Below are 16,605 nucleotides of genomic sequence, written 5' to 3'. Positions count from 1 at the left end.
CGTTCCTCGCTACTCGACCAACGGGCATCCGCGCAGAAATCCGCTGATCGAGCCTGTCGAAAGCCGTCGCGTAGCGGTTCCCGATCCCTAGGTTTCCTTGGGTTGGGCTGCCGCCTTTCGCGACGCTTCGCGTCGCGCGCTATTCCTGGCGGCCGGGGTCGCCGATCACGAGCGGCGCGTTCGCGTCGAGCAGGCCCTCGAGCTCGGAATCCGGTCCCGGGTCGCAACCGTTGGAGTCGCCGGGGCGCTCGAGCAGGTTCTTGCCGAGGTGCTGCGATTCGGGCAGCGGGATCGGGTACTTGCCGGTGAAGCAGGCGGTGCAGAGACGCTCGCGCGGCTGCTCCGTCGCCTCGATCATGCCGTCCTCTGAGAGGTAGCCGAGCGAGTCTGCTCCGATCGACTGGCGCACCTCGTCGACGCCGAGGCCGGAGGCGACGAGCTCTGCCTTGGTGGCGAAGTCGATGCCGTAGAAGCAGGGCCAGGTGATGGGCGGGCTCGAGATGCGCACGTGCACCTCGGCGGCCCCGGCCTCGCGCAGCATCGAGACGAGGGCGCGCTGCGTGTTGCCGCGCACGATCGAGTCATCGACGACGATGAGGCGCTTGCCCTTGATGACCTCTTTCAGCGGGTTCAGCTTGAGCTTGATACCGCGCTGGCGGATGGTCTGCGACGGCTGGATGAAGGTGCGGCCGACGTAGGAGTTCTTGACCAGGCCCTGGCCGAACGGGATGCCGCTGGCCTGGGCGTAGCCGATGGCCGCGGGGGTTCCCGACTCGGGGGTCGGGATGACGAGGTCGGCCTCGACGGGGTGCTCCGCCGCGAGGCGACGGCCCATCTCGACCCGGGCCTCGTGCACGCCGCGCCCGGCGATCGTGGTGTCGGGGCGGGCCAGGTAGACGTATTCGAACACGCATCCGGCCGGCTTGGACTCGGCGAAACGCTGCGTGCGCAGGCCGTCTTCGTCGATCGTGATGAGCTCGCCCGGCTCCACCTCGCGCACGAAGGCTGCGCCGACGATGTCGAGGGCGGCGGTTTCGGATGCCACGACCCAGCCGCGGTCGAGACGGCCCAGCACCAGCGGGCGAACGCCCTGCGGGTCGCGGGCGGCGTAGAGCGTGTGCTCGTCCATGAAGACGAGGCAGTATGCGCCGCGCAGGCGCGGCAGCACCTCGAGCGCGGTCTGCTCGAGCGTGTGGTTGGTGTCGCCGGTCAGCAGTGCGGTGACGACGGCGGTGTCGGTGGTGTTGCCGCGGCGCAGCTCGCCGTCGGTCTCCGGGTAGCGCTCGTGCACCAGATCGAGCAGCTCGGCCGTGTTGGTGAGGTTGCCGTTGTGGCCGAGCGCGACGGTGCCGGTCGAGGTGCGGCCGAGCGTCGGCTGCGCGTTCTGCCAGCTGGAGGAGCCGGTGGTCGAGTAGCGCGTGTGGCCGACGGCGATGTGGCCGGTGAGCGTGTTCAGCGCGGTCTCGTTGAAGACCTGGGAGACGAGGCCCATGTCCTTGTAGATGAGGATCTTGTTGCCATCGCTGGTCGCGATTCCGGCAGACTCCTGGCCGCGGTGCTGCAGCGCGTAGAGGCCGAAGTAGCTGAGTTTCGCTACCTCCTCGCCGGGAGCCCAGACGCCGAAGACGCCGCAGGCATCCTGCGGGCCCTTCTCGCCAGGGAGCAAATCGTGGTTCAGAAGTCCGTCGCCGCTGGCCAAGTCCAGGCCCCTTACTGTGAGTTGTCGCCCGAGTGCGCGTCAATTCTATCGGCCACGACAGTGACGGATCGACGAGCAGCACGGCGGTCAAGGATGAGGGCGGTGAGGGCGCCGAGGCCGAGCCCGATCGCACCGAGGAAGAGCAGCAGGAATCCGAACACCTGCCCGCGGTCGTAATCCTCGTTCACCGGGAACAACACGGTGAGCAGCAGCGCGGCGAGGATTCCGACGCCGGCGCCGATCGCGAGGAAGCGGGTGATCTTGGGCGCGCGGCGCACGTTCAGCGTCTCGTGCGCGACGACGGTCTCGACCGGCTCGGCGTTGGGCTGTTCAGCGGGCTGGGGCACGGGGCCGCTCTCTGCTGGTTCTGGCGCGGTTTCACTCACCCGACTATTCTCGCGCACCATCCTGAGCGTGGCGAACGGATGCCGCCGGCTGGTCGGTCTCGCCCTGTTGGCTTCGGTCGCTGGCGCTCCCTCGAGCCAACGGGAGGGGGGCTCTCCGGCGAACGGGCGTGGGGCGCGCGCCGCGGGAGAATCACGCTGGCTTGAGCGAGGAACGAGCGAAGCCCCGCGCAGATCCGCGGGAGAAACCCGCTGGCTCGAGCGAGGAACGAGCGAAGCCCCGAGCGAATCCGCGGACACCGGCGCCCGCGGCATCCGACCGACGCGGGTTCGGAGGCGAACGCGCGATCGGGAGGCCGTTCTCGCCGGACAACCGCCTCCCGATCCGCCGACGGCCTCCCGACCGGAACCCCCGGGTGTTGGCTTCGGTCGCTGGCGCTCCCTCGAGCCAACGGGAGGGGGGCCGCGCGCCGCTGGAGAATCCCGCTGGCTCGAGCGAGGAACGAGCGAAGCCCCGAGCGAATCCGCGGACACCGGCGCCTGCGGCATCCGACCGACGCGGGTTCGGAGGCGAACGCGCGATCGGGAGGCCGTTCTCGCCGGACAACCGCCTCCCGATCCGCCGTCGGCCTCCCGACCGGAGCCCCGGGGTGTTGGCTTCGGTCGCTGGCGCTCCCTCGAGCCAACGGGAGGGGGGCCGCGCGCCGCTGGAGAATCCCGCTGGCTCGAGCGAGGAACGAGCGAAGCCCCGAGCGAATCCGCGGACACCGGCGCCTGCGGCATCCGACCGACGCGGGTTCGGAGGCGAACGCGCGATCGGGAGGCCGTTCTCGCCGGACAACCGCCTCCCGATCCGCCGTCGGCCTCCCGACCGGAGCCCCGGGGTGTTGGCTTCGGTCGCTGGCGCTCCCTCGAGCCAACGGGAAGGGGGCCCTCCGGCGAACGGGCGTGGGCCGCGCTGCGGGCGTGGGCGGGATGGGCGGCGGCCCTCAGAACAACGCGGGGCCCCACCGGAATCGGTGGGGCCCCGCGCGTTGCAATCGCCGTGTTACTCGGCCGAGGTGTCAGCCCCCGCTCGACGCCGCTTGGTCAGCAGCACAACGATCACGGCCAGGGCAGCGGCGAGAAACGCAGCCAGAATCCAGACGACCCAGTTCACACCCTGCGCGGCGTCGGCGCTGATGGAGGCCGCCTCCTGCTTGCCGGGGCCGGTGGCCTCGGTCGTCACAGCCTCGGCCGCCACGACGCCGCAGTCGGCGTTGGTCGGCAGCGTGAAGCTGATCGGGTCGAGGGCGTCGCCGGCCGGGTAGGTGCCGAAGGCGGCCGCACCGGCCTCGGTCAGCACGGCCTCGATGGCAGTGCCGGTGATGCCGGCATCCGTCACCGTGAGGCTGCCGGCGTCGAGCTTCAGCTGGCCGAAGCGCAGCCCCTGCCCGGCGATCGGCTCACCCTCCTGGGTGGTTCCGGTGACGTCGAGCACGAGGTAGCCCTCCGTCTCGCTGACCAGCTCGATCCGCGGGTTGGCGATCGTGGTGTCCAGCGCGCCGTCGTGGCCGGTGAAGCGGATGCTGCCGAGGTAGGAGACGAGTCCCGAACCGTTCTTCGAGTCGATGCTGCCGGTGCCGTTCGCCCAGTGGAACAGACCGTCGGCCTCGGTGCTGCCGCCGCTCAGCTCCCAGCCGCCGTTGGCGATGCCGCTGCTGATGTAGGCGAGGAAGCTCTGCTTGAAGCCCCAGTCCAGCGTCGCGCCCTCGATCGGGCAGGAGCCGGCGACCGCGCGCTCCGGAATCGTGATGACGACGCCCTTGCTGATCGAGCCCTGCACGGTGAGCGTGTGCTCGCCGGTCAGCGTGGCCGGCAGGGTGCCCGTCCAGCGCACCACGCCGTTGGCGTCGGCCGTGAGGTTCTCGGCGAGCACGGTCGGCGTCGAGTAGATCACGATGCGGATGCCGGTCTCGTTCGGCTGGAATCCGTCGGCCTCGAAGGAGATCTGGCCGCCGGCGACGATCCCGGCGAGCACCTCCGGCGTGAGCGTGATGCCCTCGGTGGCCGGCGGGGTGGCCGGAACGCTGCCAGCGGCGGGCGTGTTGGCGGATGCCGTCGCGACGGTGCCCGTGTTGCCGCCGGGCGCTGCCGCTGCGGCGCCGATCGTGACCGTCATCGGGTCGAGGGCCTGACCGGCGGGGTAGTACCCCTGGAAGGCGCCAGCACCGGCGGAGGTCAGCGTGACGGGCGCCCCGCTGAAGACCGTCGCGCCGTTCAAGCTGGAGCGGCTCGCCGCACCCAGGTCAACGGTGGCGAAGTCGACGCGGCTGCCGTTCACCGTGAGGGTGAGCGACGCGCTGCTCGCGCTGGACACCGACAGCGTCGGGTTGGAGAAGGTCAGGTCGAGGATGCCGCCGTGCCCGGTGAAGCGCACGCTGCCGGCATAGTCGGCCGTTCCCGTTCCGCTGCCCTGGTTGAAGCTGCCGCCGCTCTGGCCGAACTGGAACACGCCGCTCGCGGAGGTGGCACCACCGCTGACACTGATCGAGCCCTTGGCGATATGGCCGACGATGTATTCGCGGAACACACTGCCGACGCCCCAGCTGAGCGATCCGCCCTGCGTCGTCGGGGCGACCACGGGTGGCACGACCGGGGTCGTGGGCGGCGTGACGATCGGCGGCTTGACCGGCGGGAGCACGGAGCTCGTGACGGTCACGGTGCGCGCAGCCGAACTGCTCGCGCCGAAGCCGGCATCCGGAACGAAGCGCGCGGTCAGCGCAATGCTGCCCACGGTGCGCAGCGCGGCGTCGGCCGAGGCCGCGCCGTCGATGACCCGCACGGCGGAGCCGAGCTGGGTGCCGTTGGCGGAGAAGATGACGCTGCCCTGGGCGGTGCCCGGCGTGACGGTCGCGCTCAGCTTGACGCTGCCGCCGACGAGCACGGAGTCTTTGTCGACGCTGAGGGCCGTGCGGGTGCCGATCGTCTCGACCGGCTCGGTGGCGCCGGTGCTGAAGGCGACGGTGATGGGGTCGATCACGGTTCCGGCCGGGTAGAAGCCCTGGAACGCGGTGGCTCCGGCTGCGCTGAGGGTCACAGGCGCGTCGGTGATGAGCGTCTTACCCTTGTCGGTGCTTGTGCCCGCTGCCGCCAGGTTGACGGTGGCGAACTCGACGCGCGTGCCGTTGACGATGACGAGGAGCGTTGCCTTCGTCGCGCTGTCAAGGCGCAGCGTCGGGGCGCTCATGGTCACGTCAAGCGCGCCGTGGTGGCCGGTGAAGCGCAGGGCGCCGTTGTAGTTCGCGGACCCCTTGCCTGCCTGCAGGTCGACGGTGCCGCCGGCCTGGGTGAATTGGAAGCCGCTGCCCGCAGCGGTGGCGCCATCGCTCAGCGTGATCTCGCCGCCGGCGACAGGGCCGGTGATGTAGTCACGGAACGCGCTGTAGACGCCCCAGTCGAGCTCGCCGGTCTGGGATTCGGGCGGGGTGACGGGCTTGGCGGTGACCGCGACGGCCACAGCGGCCGAGGTGCTGCCGAGGAAGAGCGCGCCCTTGGCCGGGGTGAAGACGGCAGTCAGGCTCGCGGAGCCGGTCTTGGCCAGCTTGAAGGAGGCGGTTGCGGTGCCGCCGGTGACGGCGACATCCTTCGCGACGACGGTGGAGCCGTTGACGAAGTTGACGGTTCCGGATGCCGCGACCGGCGCGATGACGGCGGTGGCTGTGACGGTGCTGCCCTCTACGACGGCCGTCTTGTCGACGCTCAGCGTCGTCGTGGTGGCCTCGGCGTCGGGCTGCGGCGCCGGGAACAGGGTGTCCCACTGGCCGGTCGTCGGCGTGATGTCGGCGCGGGCGTAGATCGTGCCCGCGTTCGGCAGCGAGTGCTGCTTCCAGATGATGACCTCGTACTGCTTGTTGCGGTCCAGCGCGGCGGTCGGCGCGACGAGCGACTTGTCGAAGCCACCGGCGACGATGGCCGGCGGCATCCAGTACTCCATGGCGATGAAGCCGGAGGCGGGGTCCACCGATGCCTCGGTGCCCTTCTCGATGATCGCCGCGTAGGCCGCCGTCGTGGTGCCGAAGCCGGAGCCGACAAGGCGCACGGAGAGCCCGTCTGTGGCCGACGCCGCGGCGACGGTGCTGGTGACGGTCGGAGTTGCGACCTTCGGAGCGAACGTGATGGGGGTGTAGCTCTCGAACGGGGCGTACTTCGCTCCGCCGCCGCCATAGGTGTAGATGCCGTAGTTGCCCGTGCCGGGGTTCTTCGCGAACTCCTCGGTCACGTTCAGCGTGGCCGTGAACGTGCCGTCGGCCTTGACCTCGATGGCGCCGGCAGGAGCACCGCCAATCGTGGCCATGTCGTCGGCGTGAACAGCCCACTTCACGTCGCCAGAACCGGCGCGGGAAGCCGACGGCGCATTCGCCGACGGGGCCCAGACATCCGCGAACCGACCGAACACCACGTATGCGCCGGTGAACTTGCCGGCCAGGGGCGGGCGCGTTCCGGTCGTCTCAGCCGTCGGCAGGAATCCGGTGCCGGTGACCGTGACGGTCTCGCCGGCCGCGTTCAGCCCGGTGGTCTTGGACACCGTGACGGTCGGGGCGACAACCTTCGGGGCGAACGTGATGGGGGTGAACGTCTCGAACTGCGCCGCCTTGGCGCCACTGCCCGAGTACGTGTAGATGCCGTAGTTGCCCGTGCCGGGGTTCTTCGCGAACTCCTCGGTCACGTTCAGCGTGGCCGTGAATGAACCATCCGCGTTCAACTCGATCGCACCGGCGGCGTCGCCTCCGATGGCGGCCATGTCGGCGGCCGGAACGGCCCACTTCGTGTCGCCGGAACCTGCACGAGATGCCGAGGCGGCGTTCTCGGACGGCTTCCAGGCGTCCGCGAACCGGCCGAACACGACGTAGGAACCGGCGAACTTGCCGGCCAGCGGCGGGCGAGCGCCCGAGGTGGCGTCACCGGCAACGAATCCGGTGCCGGTGACCGTGACCGTCTCACCGGCAGCGTTCAGGCCTTCGGTCTTCGACACGGTGACGGTCGGGGCGACAACCTTCGGGGCGAAGCTGATCGGGGTGAACGTCTCGAACTGGGCGGCCTTGGCGCCGCTGCCCGAGTAGGTGTAGATGCCGTAGTTGCCCGTGCCGGGGTTCTTCGCGAACTCCTCGGTTACGTTCAGCGTGGCCGTGAATGAACCATCCGCGTTCAGCTCGATCGCACCGGCGGCGTCGCCACCGATCGTGCCCATGTCAGCAGCCGGAACGGCCCACTTCGTGTCACCGGAACCCGCACGAGATGCCGACGCGGCGTTCTCGGACGGCTTCCAGGCATCCGCGAACCGGCCGAACACGACGTAGGAACCGGCGAACTTGCCGGCCAGCGGCGGGCGAGCACCCGAGGTGGCGTCACCGGCCACGAATCCGGTGCCGGTGACCGTGACGGTCTCACCGGCCGCGTTCAGCCCTTCGGTCTTCGACACCGTGACGGTCGGGGCGACAACCTTCGGGGCGAACGTGATGGGGGTGAACGTCTCGAACTGGGCGGCCTTGGCGCCGCTGCCCGAGTACGTGTAGATGCCGTAGTTGCCCGTGCCGGGGTTCTTCGCGAACTCCTCGGTCACGTTCAGCGTGGCCGTGAAGGAACCATCCGCGTTCAACTCGATCGCACCGGCGGCGTCGCCACCGATCGTGGCCATGTCAGCGGCCGGGACCGCCCACTTCGTGTCACCGGAACCGGCACGAGATGCCGAGGCGGCGTTCTCGGACGGCTTCCAGGCATCCGCGAACCGGCCGAACACGACGTAGGAACCGGCGAACTTGCCGGCCAGCGGCGGGCGAGCGCCCGAGGTGGCGTCGCCGGCCACGAATCCGGTGCCGGTGACCGTGACGGTCTCACCGGCAGCGTTCAGGCCTTCGGTCTTCGACACGGTGACGGTCGGGGCCGCGACAGGCGCGTCCGCACCCTGCACGGCGACCTGGGGAGCGGCAGCAGCCTCGGGAGCCGGGGCAACCTCGGGAGCGGGCGCCGGAGCGGCTTCGGGGGCGGAATCTTCTACGGCCTCGGGCGAGTCCGCGGCGGCCGGCTGCTCAGCAGGCGTCTGCTCTGCGGAAATCTGCTCTGCGGGCGCCTGTTCTGCGGGAACCTGCTGCTCGAGCGCGGGCAGCGCTTCGCGCGCGAAGGCGGGCGCGGCGGTGGCCAGCGGGGCACCGAGCGCGAGAAGCGCGATTGTGAGCGTGGCTAACCATCTCTGTGGGCGGGCACGGTGCTGCTGCAGTGTCTTCACGACGCGGCTTCTCCAGGCAAGAAGGAGCCCACGAGGGAACGGTCATCGTTCGCGTGGGCTGGATTGGTTTTTGACGCCGGAGCATGGTTAGCTAAGGCTTGCCTAACCGTAGACAGATTCACAGGTGACTGTCAACTCTTAGGTTAGGCTAAGCTAAATAATCATGAGCTTCCTCCTCTCCCCTCGCCGCGGGCGGTCCCCGCTCCGGGCTGGAGTTCCCGCGCTGATCGCCGCGACGCTGACCCTGTTGGCAGTGACAGGATGCGCCGGCCCGGCCGCAGCCCCCGGGACGGCCGCCGAGGTGAAGCGGGAGTGCGTGGCATCCGAGACGCCGCTCACCGAGCTTGCCATTCTCGACGACCCGCGCGCGTGGGTCGGCCCGTCGACCGCCTGCCTGGCCGACGCCGACATCACCGCGATCGACTCCCCCGACGAGCCCCAGCTGCCCGTCACCGTCGTCGACGACAAGGGCACAGAGGTGACCGTGACCGACGCCTCGCGAATCCTCGCTGTTGATGTGTCTGGCTCGCTCGCCGCCACCGTGTTCGGCCTCGGGTTGGGCGACCGCGTCATCGGCCGCGACAGCTCCACCGGCTTCGCCGCCGCGGCCGGGCTGCCCCTCGTGACGACGGGCGGCCACCAGCTCTCGGCCGAGCCGATCCTCGAACTCGCCCCCACCGTCATCCTCACCGATACGACGCTCGGCCCGCCCGCCGTCATCGCCCAGTTGCGCGACGCCGGCATCCCGATCGTGATCACCACCTCCAAGCGCAACATCGACACCATCGGCACCGTCATCGAGCAGGTCGCCGCCGCCCTCGGGGTCGCGGATGCCGGCACGAGACTCACCGAGAAGGTGCACGCCGAGCTCGCCGCGGTGCAGGCCGACATCGAGTCGATCGCCCCGGCCGACACCGCCGACCGCCCGCGGATGCTGTTCCTCTACCTGCGCGGCAGCGCCGGCGTCTACTACCTTTTCGGCGAGGAGTCAGGGGCCGACGCCCTGATCACGAGCATCGGCGGCCGGGACGTCGCCGGCGAGATCGGCTGGCAGGGCATGCGCCCGGTCACCGCCGAGGCGCTCGTCGAGGCCGCGCCCGACCTGGTGCTCGTGATGAGCAAGGGGCTGGAGTCGGTGAACGGCGTGGACGGCCTGCTCGACAGCATCCCCGCGCTGGCCAGCACGCCGGCCGGGCAGAACCGCCGCTTCGTCGACATGAGCGACTCCGAGATCTTGAGCTTCGGCCCGCGCACCCCGCAGGTGCTGGATGCCCTGGCCCGCGCCGTGTACGCGCCGGAGCAGTCTGGCCCGATCGGTGAGTAGCACCGGGGCGGTCTCGGCGGACCCGCTGGTTGAGCCTGTCGAAATCAAGCCGGCGGGGGTTTCGACCCTTCGACAAGCTCAGGGCAGGCCAAGCTCAACCGGCGGGGGCAGCTCAACCGGCGCGAGCAGCGCAACCAGCGGGAGCCGCGGGAAGAACGGGCGCCGCACCGGCATCCTGTTCACCGCCCTCTCCCTGGCGCTCGTGCTCGTCTGCCTCGTCTCGGCCGGCAGCGGGCAGCTCTCGATCGCGCCCGGCGAGGTCATCGGCTCCGTGCTGCGCGCGCTGGGCCTCGACGTCGGCCCCGCCGCGAACCCGACGAACGACGTGGCCCTGTGGACGATCCGGTTCCCCCGGATCGTGCTCGCCCTGCTGATCGGCGCGGCCCTGGCGGCATCCGGAACCCTCATGCAGGCGGTGTTCTCGAACCCGCTTGCCGAGCCGAGCGTCGTCGGCGTCTCGGCCGGTGCAGCCCTCGGCGCCGCCACCGCTATCGTGTTCGGCTGGACTTTCCTCGGCGAGTGGAGCGTGGCCGCGGCTGCCTTCGTCGCCGGGCTCGCCACCACACTGTTCGTCTACTTCGCCAGCCGCACCCGGGGCAAGACCGAGGTCGTGACGCTCGTGCTCACCGGCATCGCGATCAACGCCTTCGCCGGCTCGGCCCTCGCCCTGCTCACCTTCCTCGGCGACAGCGCCTCCCGCGAGCAAATCATCTTCTGGCAGCTCGGAAGCCTGAACGGCGCCCGTTGGCAACAGATCGCGATCATCGCCCCGCTCGTGCTGATCGGCCTGATCATCGCCTTCGCCCTGGCCCGCACGCTCGACCTGTTCTCGCTCGGCGAGCGTGGCGCCCGCCACCTCGGCGTCAACGTGGAGTTCGTGCGCATCCTCGTGATCGTGGTCGTGGCCGTGCTGGTGTCGGCCGCCGTCGCCTTCGCCGGCATCATCGCCTTCGTCGGCCTCGTCATTCCGCACCTGATGCGCATGGTTCTCGGCCCGGCACACCGCCCGCTGCTGATCGCCAGCGTGCTCGGCGGCGCGCTGCTGATGGCCAGCGCCGACCTCGTCGCCCGCACCGCGGTGCCGATGGCAGACCTGCCGATCGGCATGCTCACCTCGCTCGTCGGCGGGCCGTTCTTCTTCTGGCTGCTGCGCCGCACCCGGCGCCGTTCGGGGGCTGGGCATGAGCGACACGGCACTCTCCTCTGCACGCGCGGATGCCGCGGCATCCGCCGACGCGCGGCTGACCGCCCGGGCGCTGAGCGTCACCGTCGACGGCGCCCGGCTGCTGGACGGTGTGGACTTCGCCGCCCGCCCGGGCGAGCTGCACGCGCTGCTCGGCCCGAATGGCGCGGGCAAGTCGACGCTGCTCGGCGCCCTCGCCGGCGACGTCAAGCCGAGCGCCGGCAGCGTGAGCCTGGACGGCCGCGACTTGACCGGCTGGAAGCTGCGCGAGCTCGCCCGCGAGCGCGCCGTGCTGCTGCAGCAGCACGACGTGTATTTTCCGTTCACCGTGCGCCAGGTGATCGAGATGGGCCGTGCGCCCTGGCGCGGCACCGCCGCCGAAGACGACGATGAGCGCCTGATCGAGGAGGCGATGCAGCTCACCGATGTCTCGGCGCTGGCCGAGCGCACGGTTCCGTCGCTCTCCGGCGGAGAGCGCGCCCGTGCCGCCCTGGCCCGAGTGCTGGCGCAAGGCGCGTCGCTGCTGATGCTGGACGAGCCGACGGCCGCCCTCGACCTGAAACACCAAGAGGACGTGCTGCGCCTGGTGCGGGAGCGGGCGACGGCCGGGGCCACCGTGATCGTCGTCGTGCACGACCTCAGCCTGGCCGCCGCCTACGCCGACCGGGTGACGTTGCTGCAGCACGGCCGCGTCGTCGCCACCGGCACTCCCGGAGACGTGCTCACCGCCGAGCGCATCGGCGAGGTCTACGGCCAGCCGGTCGAGGTGTTCGAGCACCCGCGCACCGGGGCTCCGCTGATCGTTCCGCTGCGCTAGTCGGCCGCGGGTCGGGCGAGCTAGAGCAGCGGCAGTTGCTCGGCGAGGTCGGCGCGCTGTCCGGAGGCGTGCACGGCGCCGGAGCCCAGTGCCTCCGCCCAGGGACGCTCTCCGATGGCGAGGGCCAGCCAGGTGGCGGCATCCGTCTCGATCACGTTCGGCGGGGTGCCGCGGGTGTGCCGGGGCCCCTCGATGCACTGCACAGCGCCGAACGGCGGCACGCGCACCTCGAGGGTGTTGCCGGGGGCCAGCTCGGCGAGCAGTTGCAGGGTGTATCGCACGGCGAGGGCCCGGATGTCGCGGCTTGCGCCGGCGCGGTCCTCGCGCCAGGCGGCGACGGCCGCCCGCCCCTGTGCGTCGTCGATGCGTGCTCGTGCCATGCCTCAACGGTAGCGCGCGGGGATGGCTTCGGTCGCAAGCTCCCTCGAGCCAACGTGGGGGGGGCACCTCGGCTCGCGGATTGGCTTCGGTCGCTGGCGCTCCCTCGAGCCAACGTGGGGGGGTGGGGGCACCGCACGGGGCGCGCGCTCCCGCTGGTTGAGCTTGTCGAAACCTCCCGTGTGGCGAAGGGGAGATTTCGACAAGCTCAATCAGCGGGAGGAGGCTCAATCAGCGGGAGAGGGCCCGAAGGGGTGGGCAGGCGCGACGCGGGCGCAGCCGGCATCCGATAGCCTGAACCGGTGAGAATTCTGGTCCTCGGTTCCGGTGCCCGCGAGCACGCCATCATCACCGCCCTCCTTGCAGAGGAGCGGCACGGCGGCGACGCCCACGAGATCATCGCCGCCCCCGGCAACGCCGGTATCGCAGCGGATGCCAGCGCCGAGGGCGCCGGCTCGGTGAGCACCGTGGCGCTTGACGCCAACGACCCCGTCGCTGTGGCCGACTACGCCATGGACAACAACGTGCAGCTCGTCGTGGTCGGACCGGAGGCCCCTCTGGTCGCCGGAGTCGCCGACGCGCTCCGCACCCGCGGTATCCCCGTGTTCGGCCCGGCGCAGGCCGCCGCCCAGCTCGAGGGTTCCAAGACCTTCGCCAAGCGCATCATGGACGAGGCCGGCGTTCCCACCGGGCGCGCCGTGCGCGCCGGCACCCTTGCCGAGGCGAAAGCCGCCATCGACGAGTTCGGCGCCCCCTACGTCATCAAGGCCGACGGCCTGGCGGCCGGCAAGGGCGTGCTCGTCACCGAGTCCCGCGACGCCGCCGTCAACCACGCCGCGTTCTGGCTGGAGCACGGCAGCGTGCTGGTCGAGGAGTTCCTCGACGGCCAGGAGGTCTCGCTGTTCTTCCTGAGCGACGGCCACAACGTGCTGCCACTCTCCCCCGCGCAGGACTACAAGCGCCTCGCCGACGGCGACTCCGGCCCCAACACGGGCGGCATGGGCGCCTATTCGCCGCTGCCCTGGCTCGACGCCGAGTTCGGCAGCGAGGCTGAGTTCGTCGCCGAGGTGCAGCGCACCATCGCGCTGCCGACCGTGCGCCAGCTGGCCAGCGAGCAGACCCCGTTCATCGGCCTGCTCTACTGCGGCCTGATCCTGACGGCGCGCGGCATCCGCGTGATCGAGTTCAACGCCCGCTTCGGCGACCCGGAGACGCAGGTCGTGCTCCCCCGTCTGGTCACGCCGCTCTCCGGCCTCTTGTTCGACGCCGCCACCGGCGCCCTCGGCGAGCGCGCGAACCCCGAGTTCGCGACCGACGTCTGCGTGACCGTGGTGCTGGCCAGCGAGAACTACCCCGAGACGCCGGTGACCGGCCGTGAGATCCGGGGCCTGGATGCCGCCTCCGCCGTGCCCGGCGTGCACATCGCCCACGCCGCCACCGCCAGCCGCGACGGCAACCTGGTCTCGACCGGTGGCCGCGTGCTCAACGTCGTGGCGACCGCCCCCGACTTCGCCGCCGCCCGCGCCCGCGCCTACGAGGCGCTCGCACTGGTCGAGCTCGAGGGGGCTCAGTTCCGCACGGACATCGCCGCCCGCGTCGCCGGCTAGGCAGCACACCTCAACAACGAGTGAGGGCCGGACCGCCAGATGGCGGCCCGGCCCTCACTCGTTAACCCGTCGCTACGCCAGCGGCTTGCAGAGCAGCGCGCTCGGCACTCCGCCGTTGTTCCAGCGGTAGGTGAATGCAACACCGGCGATGTACTCGGTGTTGTTGCACTGTCCCTTGAACTTGCCCGGGGCCCAGTCGCTGCCGATCGAGCCAACCCCGGCCGGGCGGTTGTCGCCCTGGTCGAACCAGAGGGTGCGCCCCTGGCTCGTCGGCAGCGTCGTCGTGCTCTGCGAGCAGAGCAGCTTCGACATCGCCCACTTGTTGGTGACCCCCGGGTTCACACTGAAGCCCGTGGCGATCTGGCCGGCCGGGCACTGCAGCTTGCTGTATCCGCCCGCCCAGTCGTGCGTCACCGTGGACTCGTTGCTCACGACCGCGTATGTGCTGCTCGTTGCCGGCTGCGCGTTGTTGGTGCACAGGGCGCGGTTCGAGCTGCGGGAGAGGCCGATCAGGCGCTCGGAGTCGGGGCAGTTGCCCTTCCACTTGGCTGAATCCCAGTCGGTGCCCTGCAAGCGCAGCGAGGCGTTGTTGTCGGGAGAGATCGCACCGCTGCCGAGCATGTTCCAGCGCGGCTCGACGGCAACCTGGCCGCTCTTGCCGGCGGCGGTGATCAGCTTCACCCAGGCGGGGTAGCGCCAGTCGTTCGCGATGCTGAACTTGGTGCCGGATGCCGAGTACCCGAGCAGTGCGAACTTGTCACTGAACACGCCGTCCTCTGTGGCCTGGCTCACCAACGGCCACGCCGCGAAGTCGGTGTCGTTGGCCACGAGCACATCCGTGAAGTTGTTCCACCAGGCCACCTCCTTGGGGTTGTCCTGGCCGGCGCCCGTCGTGCCGAACTCGCTCAGCCAGACCGGCGCCGTGTAGTGCTGGCCGGATGTCGTCACGAACAGCGACTCGGCGATCACCGCGGCGGAGAGCTCGGCGGCGGTCATGTCGCGGTAGCGCAGGTCGTGGGTCTCGCCGAGGCCGGTCGCGCCGGTGTGCTTGGGACCGGTGAAGCCGTAGACGTGCGAGGAGTACACGAGCTTGTCGGGGTAGAGGATCGTGTTCGACGTCGTCGCGACCGGGCGCAGGTTCGGCCGCTCGTGGAAGAAGCCGTCGAGCGGGATGCCCTGCCAGTTGATGCCCTCCATCACGATCAGCGTGTGCGGGTTCACCTTCTGGATGGCGACCGCGGCGAGCTGGTATGCCTTGTACAGGTCGTTGGCGTCGCCCATGCCCCAGTTCGGGTCGTCGGTGATGTCGCGGCGCACCTCGTTGCGGAGGTCCATGCCGACCACCCGCGGGTTGCTCGCGTAGCGGGTGGCGAGGAACGCCCAATCGCTGACGAACTTGTCGAGCGTCTGGCCGCTGTGCGGCTTGGAGTTGCCGTCATCCGCCCCACAGCACCAGCGCGAGGTCGTGCTGTGGTTGTTCAGGATGACGGCGAAGCCGTCGGCCGTGAGCGTCTCGACGACGACGTCGAAGATCTGCAGCGGCGTCTTACCCTTCAGCTGCGGGTTCGCCAGCACGGCGACATCCGGAACCGGGGCTGTCATCGTCAGCATCTCGTTGGAGAACGGCAGGCGGATGCTGTTGATGCCCACGGAGTGGAAGTCCGCCATCAGCGTGGCAATGGGCACTCGGTCGAGCCCCATCGGGATGTCGTAGCTGATGCCGCTGTTGTGGTTGGCCGGGTCGGACTTCGGCGCCGTGCCGTTCCAGTGGCCCTGGGCGCCGTCCCAGTTGGCCGACTTCAGCTTGAAGCGGTTGCCGTTGGCGTCAACGACGTAGCGGCCCCTGGTGCTGAGCGGGCCGGCCCAGGAGGCGGAGAGCTCGGCGCCCGTGAGCACGGGGATCGATGGCGGTGCTGTTTCTGCTGCGTATACCGGTGTGGCGATCGACCCGGCCAAAGCGGCCATGGCGATCGCGACGATGAGCCGCACGGTGCGACGTTGCATTCTGCGAACCTCTCTGTTCGTCTTGCGAGCACCACGTAGCGCCACAAGTCGACGCCGGTTCGGGTGCCTGACAACGCCAGAGTAGGGCCGCCATCCGGCCAATGTCAACGTAAACATCGAAATTGTGTCAACGTAAACATTCCCGGCCGCCCGCGCCCGCCACCGCGAGCGGCGGCTTGCGTCCTTCTAGTCCGAGTCCTCGTCGGCGAGCGCCACGGAGACGACGCCGCGGATGCCGGAGAGGTCTTGCAGCAGCTGTTGCTGCGCTCGACGCCCGGCACTGTCGAAGGTGAGCACCGCCTCGATCCGCTCGGCCCCGCTCGGGGTCTCGACGGTCTTCGTGCTCGTCAGCGAGGTGCGCAGCCCGCGCGAGGTCGCCGCGGCGAGGACCTCGCTCAGCACCTCCCGGCCGCCCTTGTACTGCACGACGACGGTGTCCTCCGGGACCGGGCGCAGGCGCCGACCGAAGCGCGAGAGCAGCGTGGTCGTGAACAGGTGCATGACGGTGGCGGCGGTCGCGAGCACCGGCATGCCGGCGCCGCAGGCCATGCCGACGGCGGCCGTCATCCAGATCGACGCGGCCGTCGTCAGGCCGTTGACGACGTTCTGCCGGACGAAGATCACGCCGGCGCCGAGGAAGCCGATGCCGGAGACCACCTGAGCCGCGATGCGCGACGGGTCGACAACCACGTTCGGATCGGTCACCTGGCTGAAACCGTAGGCCGAGACGAGGGTGAACAGGGCCGAGCCCACGCCGACCAGGGTGTGCGTACGCAGCCCGGTGCTCTTGCGGTGCCAGAGGCGCTCGAGGCCGATCACGGCGGAGAGCACGAACGCCATGCCGAGCAGCACCAACTCGGTGGCCAATGTGCCGGTGAACCAGTCGATCGTCATAACGCTCGGATGCCGCCCTTCTCCGTCGAAATGCAGGATGCACTCGGAAGAGTAGCGCCCGGTGTGCCCCGCCCGCGCTCCCCCACCACC

At 70.3% G+C, this 16,605-nt stretch carries 9 protein-coding genes and 1 pseudogene; 4 read left to right on the top strand and 6 right to left on the bottom strand.

Annotated features, from left to right (window positions below; translation table 11 throughout):
* Nucleotides 1–139: 139 nt before the first annotated feature.
* The 3 genes from purF to AWU67_RS16475 form a co-directional block, all read right to left on the bottom strand.
* Nucleotides 140–1,699: an amidophosphoribosyltransferase gene (gene purF, locus AWU67_RS16485; protein WP_067231614.1), complete on the bottom strand. Its 1,560-nt coding sequence runs from the start codon at nucleotides 1,697–1,699 to the stop codon at nucleotides 140–142.
* Nucleotides 1,700–1,710: 11 nt separating this feature from the next.
* Nucleotides 1,711–2,085 carry a hypothetical protein gene (locus AWU67_RS16480; protein WP_129586761.1) on the bottom strand — a complete coding sequence of 125 codons (375 nt, stop codon included), beginning with the start codon at nucleotides 2,083–2,085 and terminating at the stop codon, nucleotides 1,711–1,713.
* Nucleotides 2,086–3,091: 1,006 nt separating this feature from the next.
* Nucleotides 3,092–8,308, bottom strand: a complete 5,217-nt coding sequence (locus AWU67_RS16475) for an HtaA domain-containing protein (protein WP_067231610.1) — start codon at nucleotides 8,306–8,308, stop codon at nucleotides 3,092–3,094.
* Between the two features lie 163 nt (nucleotides 8,309–8,471).
* On the opposite strand from AWU67_RS16475, the gene AWU67_RS16470 reads away from it, so the two are divergent.
* The 3 genes and pseudogenes from AWU67_RS16470 to AWU67_RS17245 all read left to right on the top strand — a co-directional run bounded on the left by AWU67_RS16470 (nucleotide 8,472) and on the right by AWU67_RS17245 (nucleotide 11,632).
* Nucleotides 8,472–9,632, top strand: coding sequence for a heme/hemin ABC transporter substrate-binding protein (locus AWU67_RS16470; protein WP_067231607.1), 1,161 nt, complete (start codon nucleotides 8,472–8,474; stop codon nucleotides 9,630–9,632).
* A pseudogene (locus AWU67_RS17080) lies at nucleotides 9,577–10,728 on the top strand (FecCD family ABC transporter permease); the annotation flags it as partial. The gene AWU67_RS16470 and the pseudogene AWU67_RS17080, both read left to right, overlap by 56 nt.
* An 85-nt stretch (nucleotides 10,729–10,813) precedes the next feature.
* Nucleotides 10,814–11,632 carry a heme ABC transporter ATP-binding protein gene (locus tag AWU67_RS17245; RefSeq protein ID WP_129586760.1) on the top strand — a complete coding sequence of 273 codons (819 nt, stop codon included), beginning with the start codon at nucleotides 10,814–10,816 and terminating at the stop codon, nucleotides 11,630–11,632.
* A gap of 20 nt (nucleotides 11,633–11,652) precedes the next feature.
* Here AWU67_RS17245 and AWU67_RS16455 read toward each other — a convergent pair whose 3' ends face one another.
* Nucleotides 11,653–12,012, bottom strand: a complete 360-nt coding sequence (locus AWU67_RS16455) for a sterol carrier family protein (RefSeq protein WP_067231603.1) — start codon at nucleotides 12,010–12,012, stop codon at nucleotides 11,653–11,655.
* Between the two features lie 300 nt (nucleotides 12,013–12,312).
* Here AWU67_RS16455 and purD point away from each other — a divergent pair, with 300 nt between their 5' ends.
* The gene (gene purD / locus AWU67_RS16450) at nucleotides 12,313–13,617 is read left to right on the top strand and encodes a phosphoribosylamine--glycine ligase (protein ID WP_067231599.1); all 1,305 of its coding nucleotides are present in this window, start codon (nucleotides 12,313–12,315) and stop codon (nucleotides 13,615–13,617) included.
* Nucleotides 13,618–13,689: 72 nt separating this feature from the next.
* Here purD and AWU67_RS16445 read toward each other — a convergent pair whose 3' ends face one another.
* A complete protein-coding gene (locus AWU67_RS16445) occupies nucleotides 13,690–15,621 on the bottom strand; it encodes a glycoside hydrolase family 5 protein (RefSeq protein WP_067231595.1) in 1,932 nt (643 codons plus the stop codon).
* Nucleotides 15,622–15,807: 186 nt separating this feature from the next.
* Nucleotides 15,808–16,515, bottom strand: coding sequence for an MgtC/SapB family protein (locus tag AWU67_RS16440; protein ID WP_067231592.1), 708 nt, complete (start codon nucleotides 16,513–16,515; stop codon nucleotides 15,808–15,810).
* Nucleotides 16,516–16,605 lie beyond the last annotated feature (90 nt).

The organism is Microterricola viridarii (assembly GCF_001542775.1).
GTDB classification, from domain to species: domain Bacteria; phylum Actinomycetota; class Actinomycetes; order Actinomycetales; family Microbacteriaceae; genus Microterricola; species Microterricola viridarii_A.
Note: the sequence above shows the minus strand (reverse complement) of the source record. Positions and strands in the feature narration are given on the sequence as shown.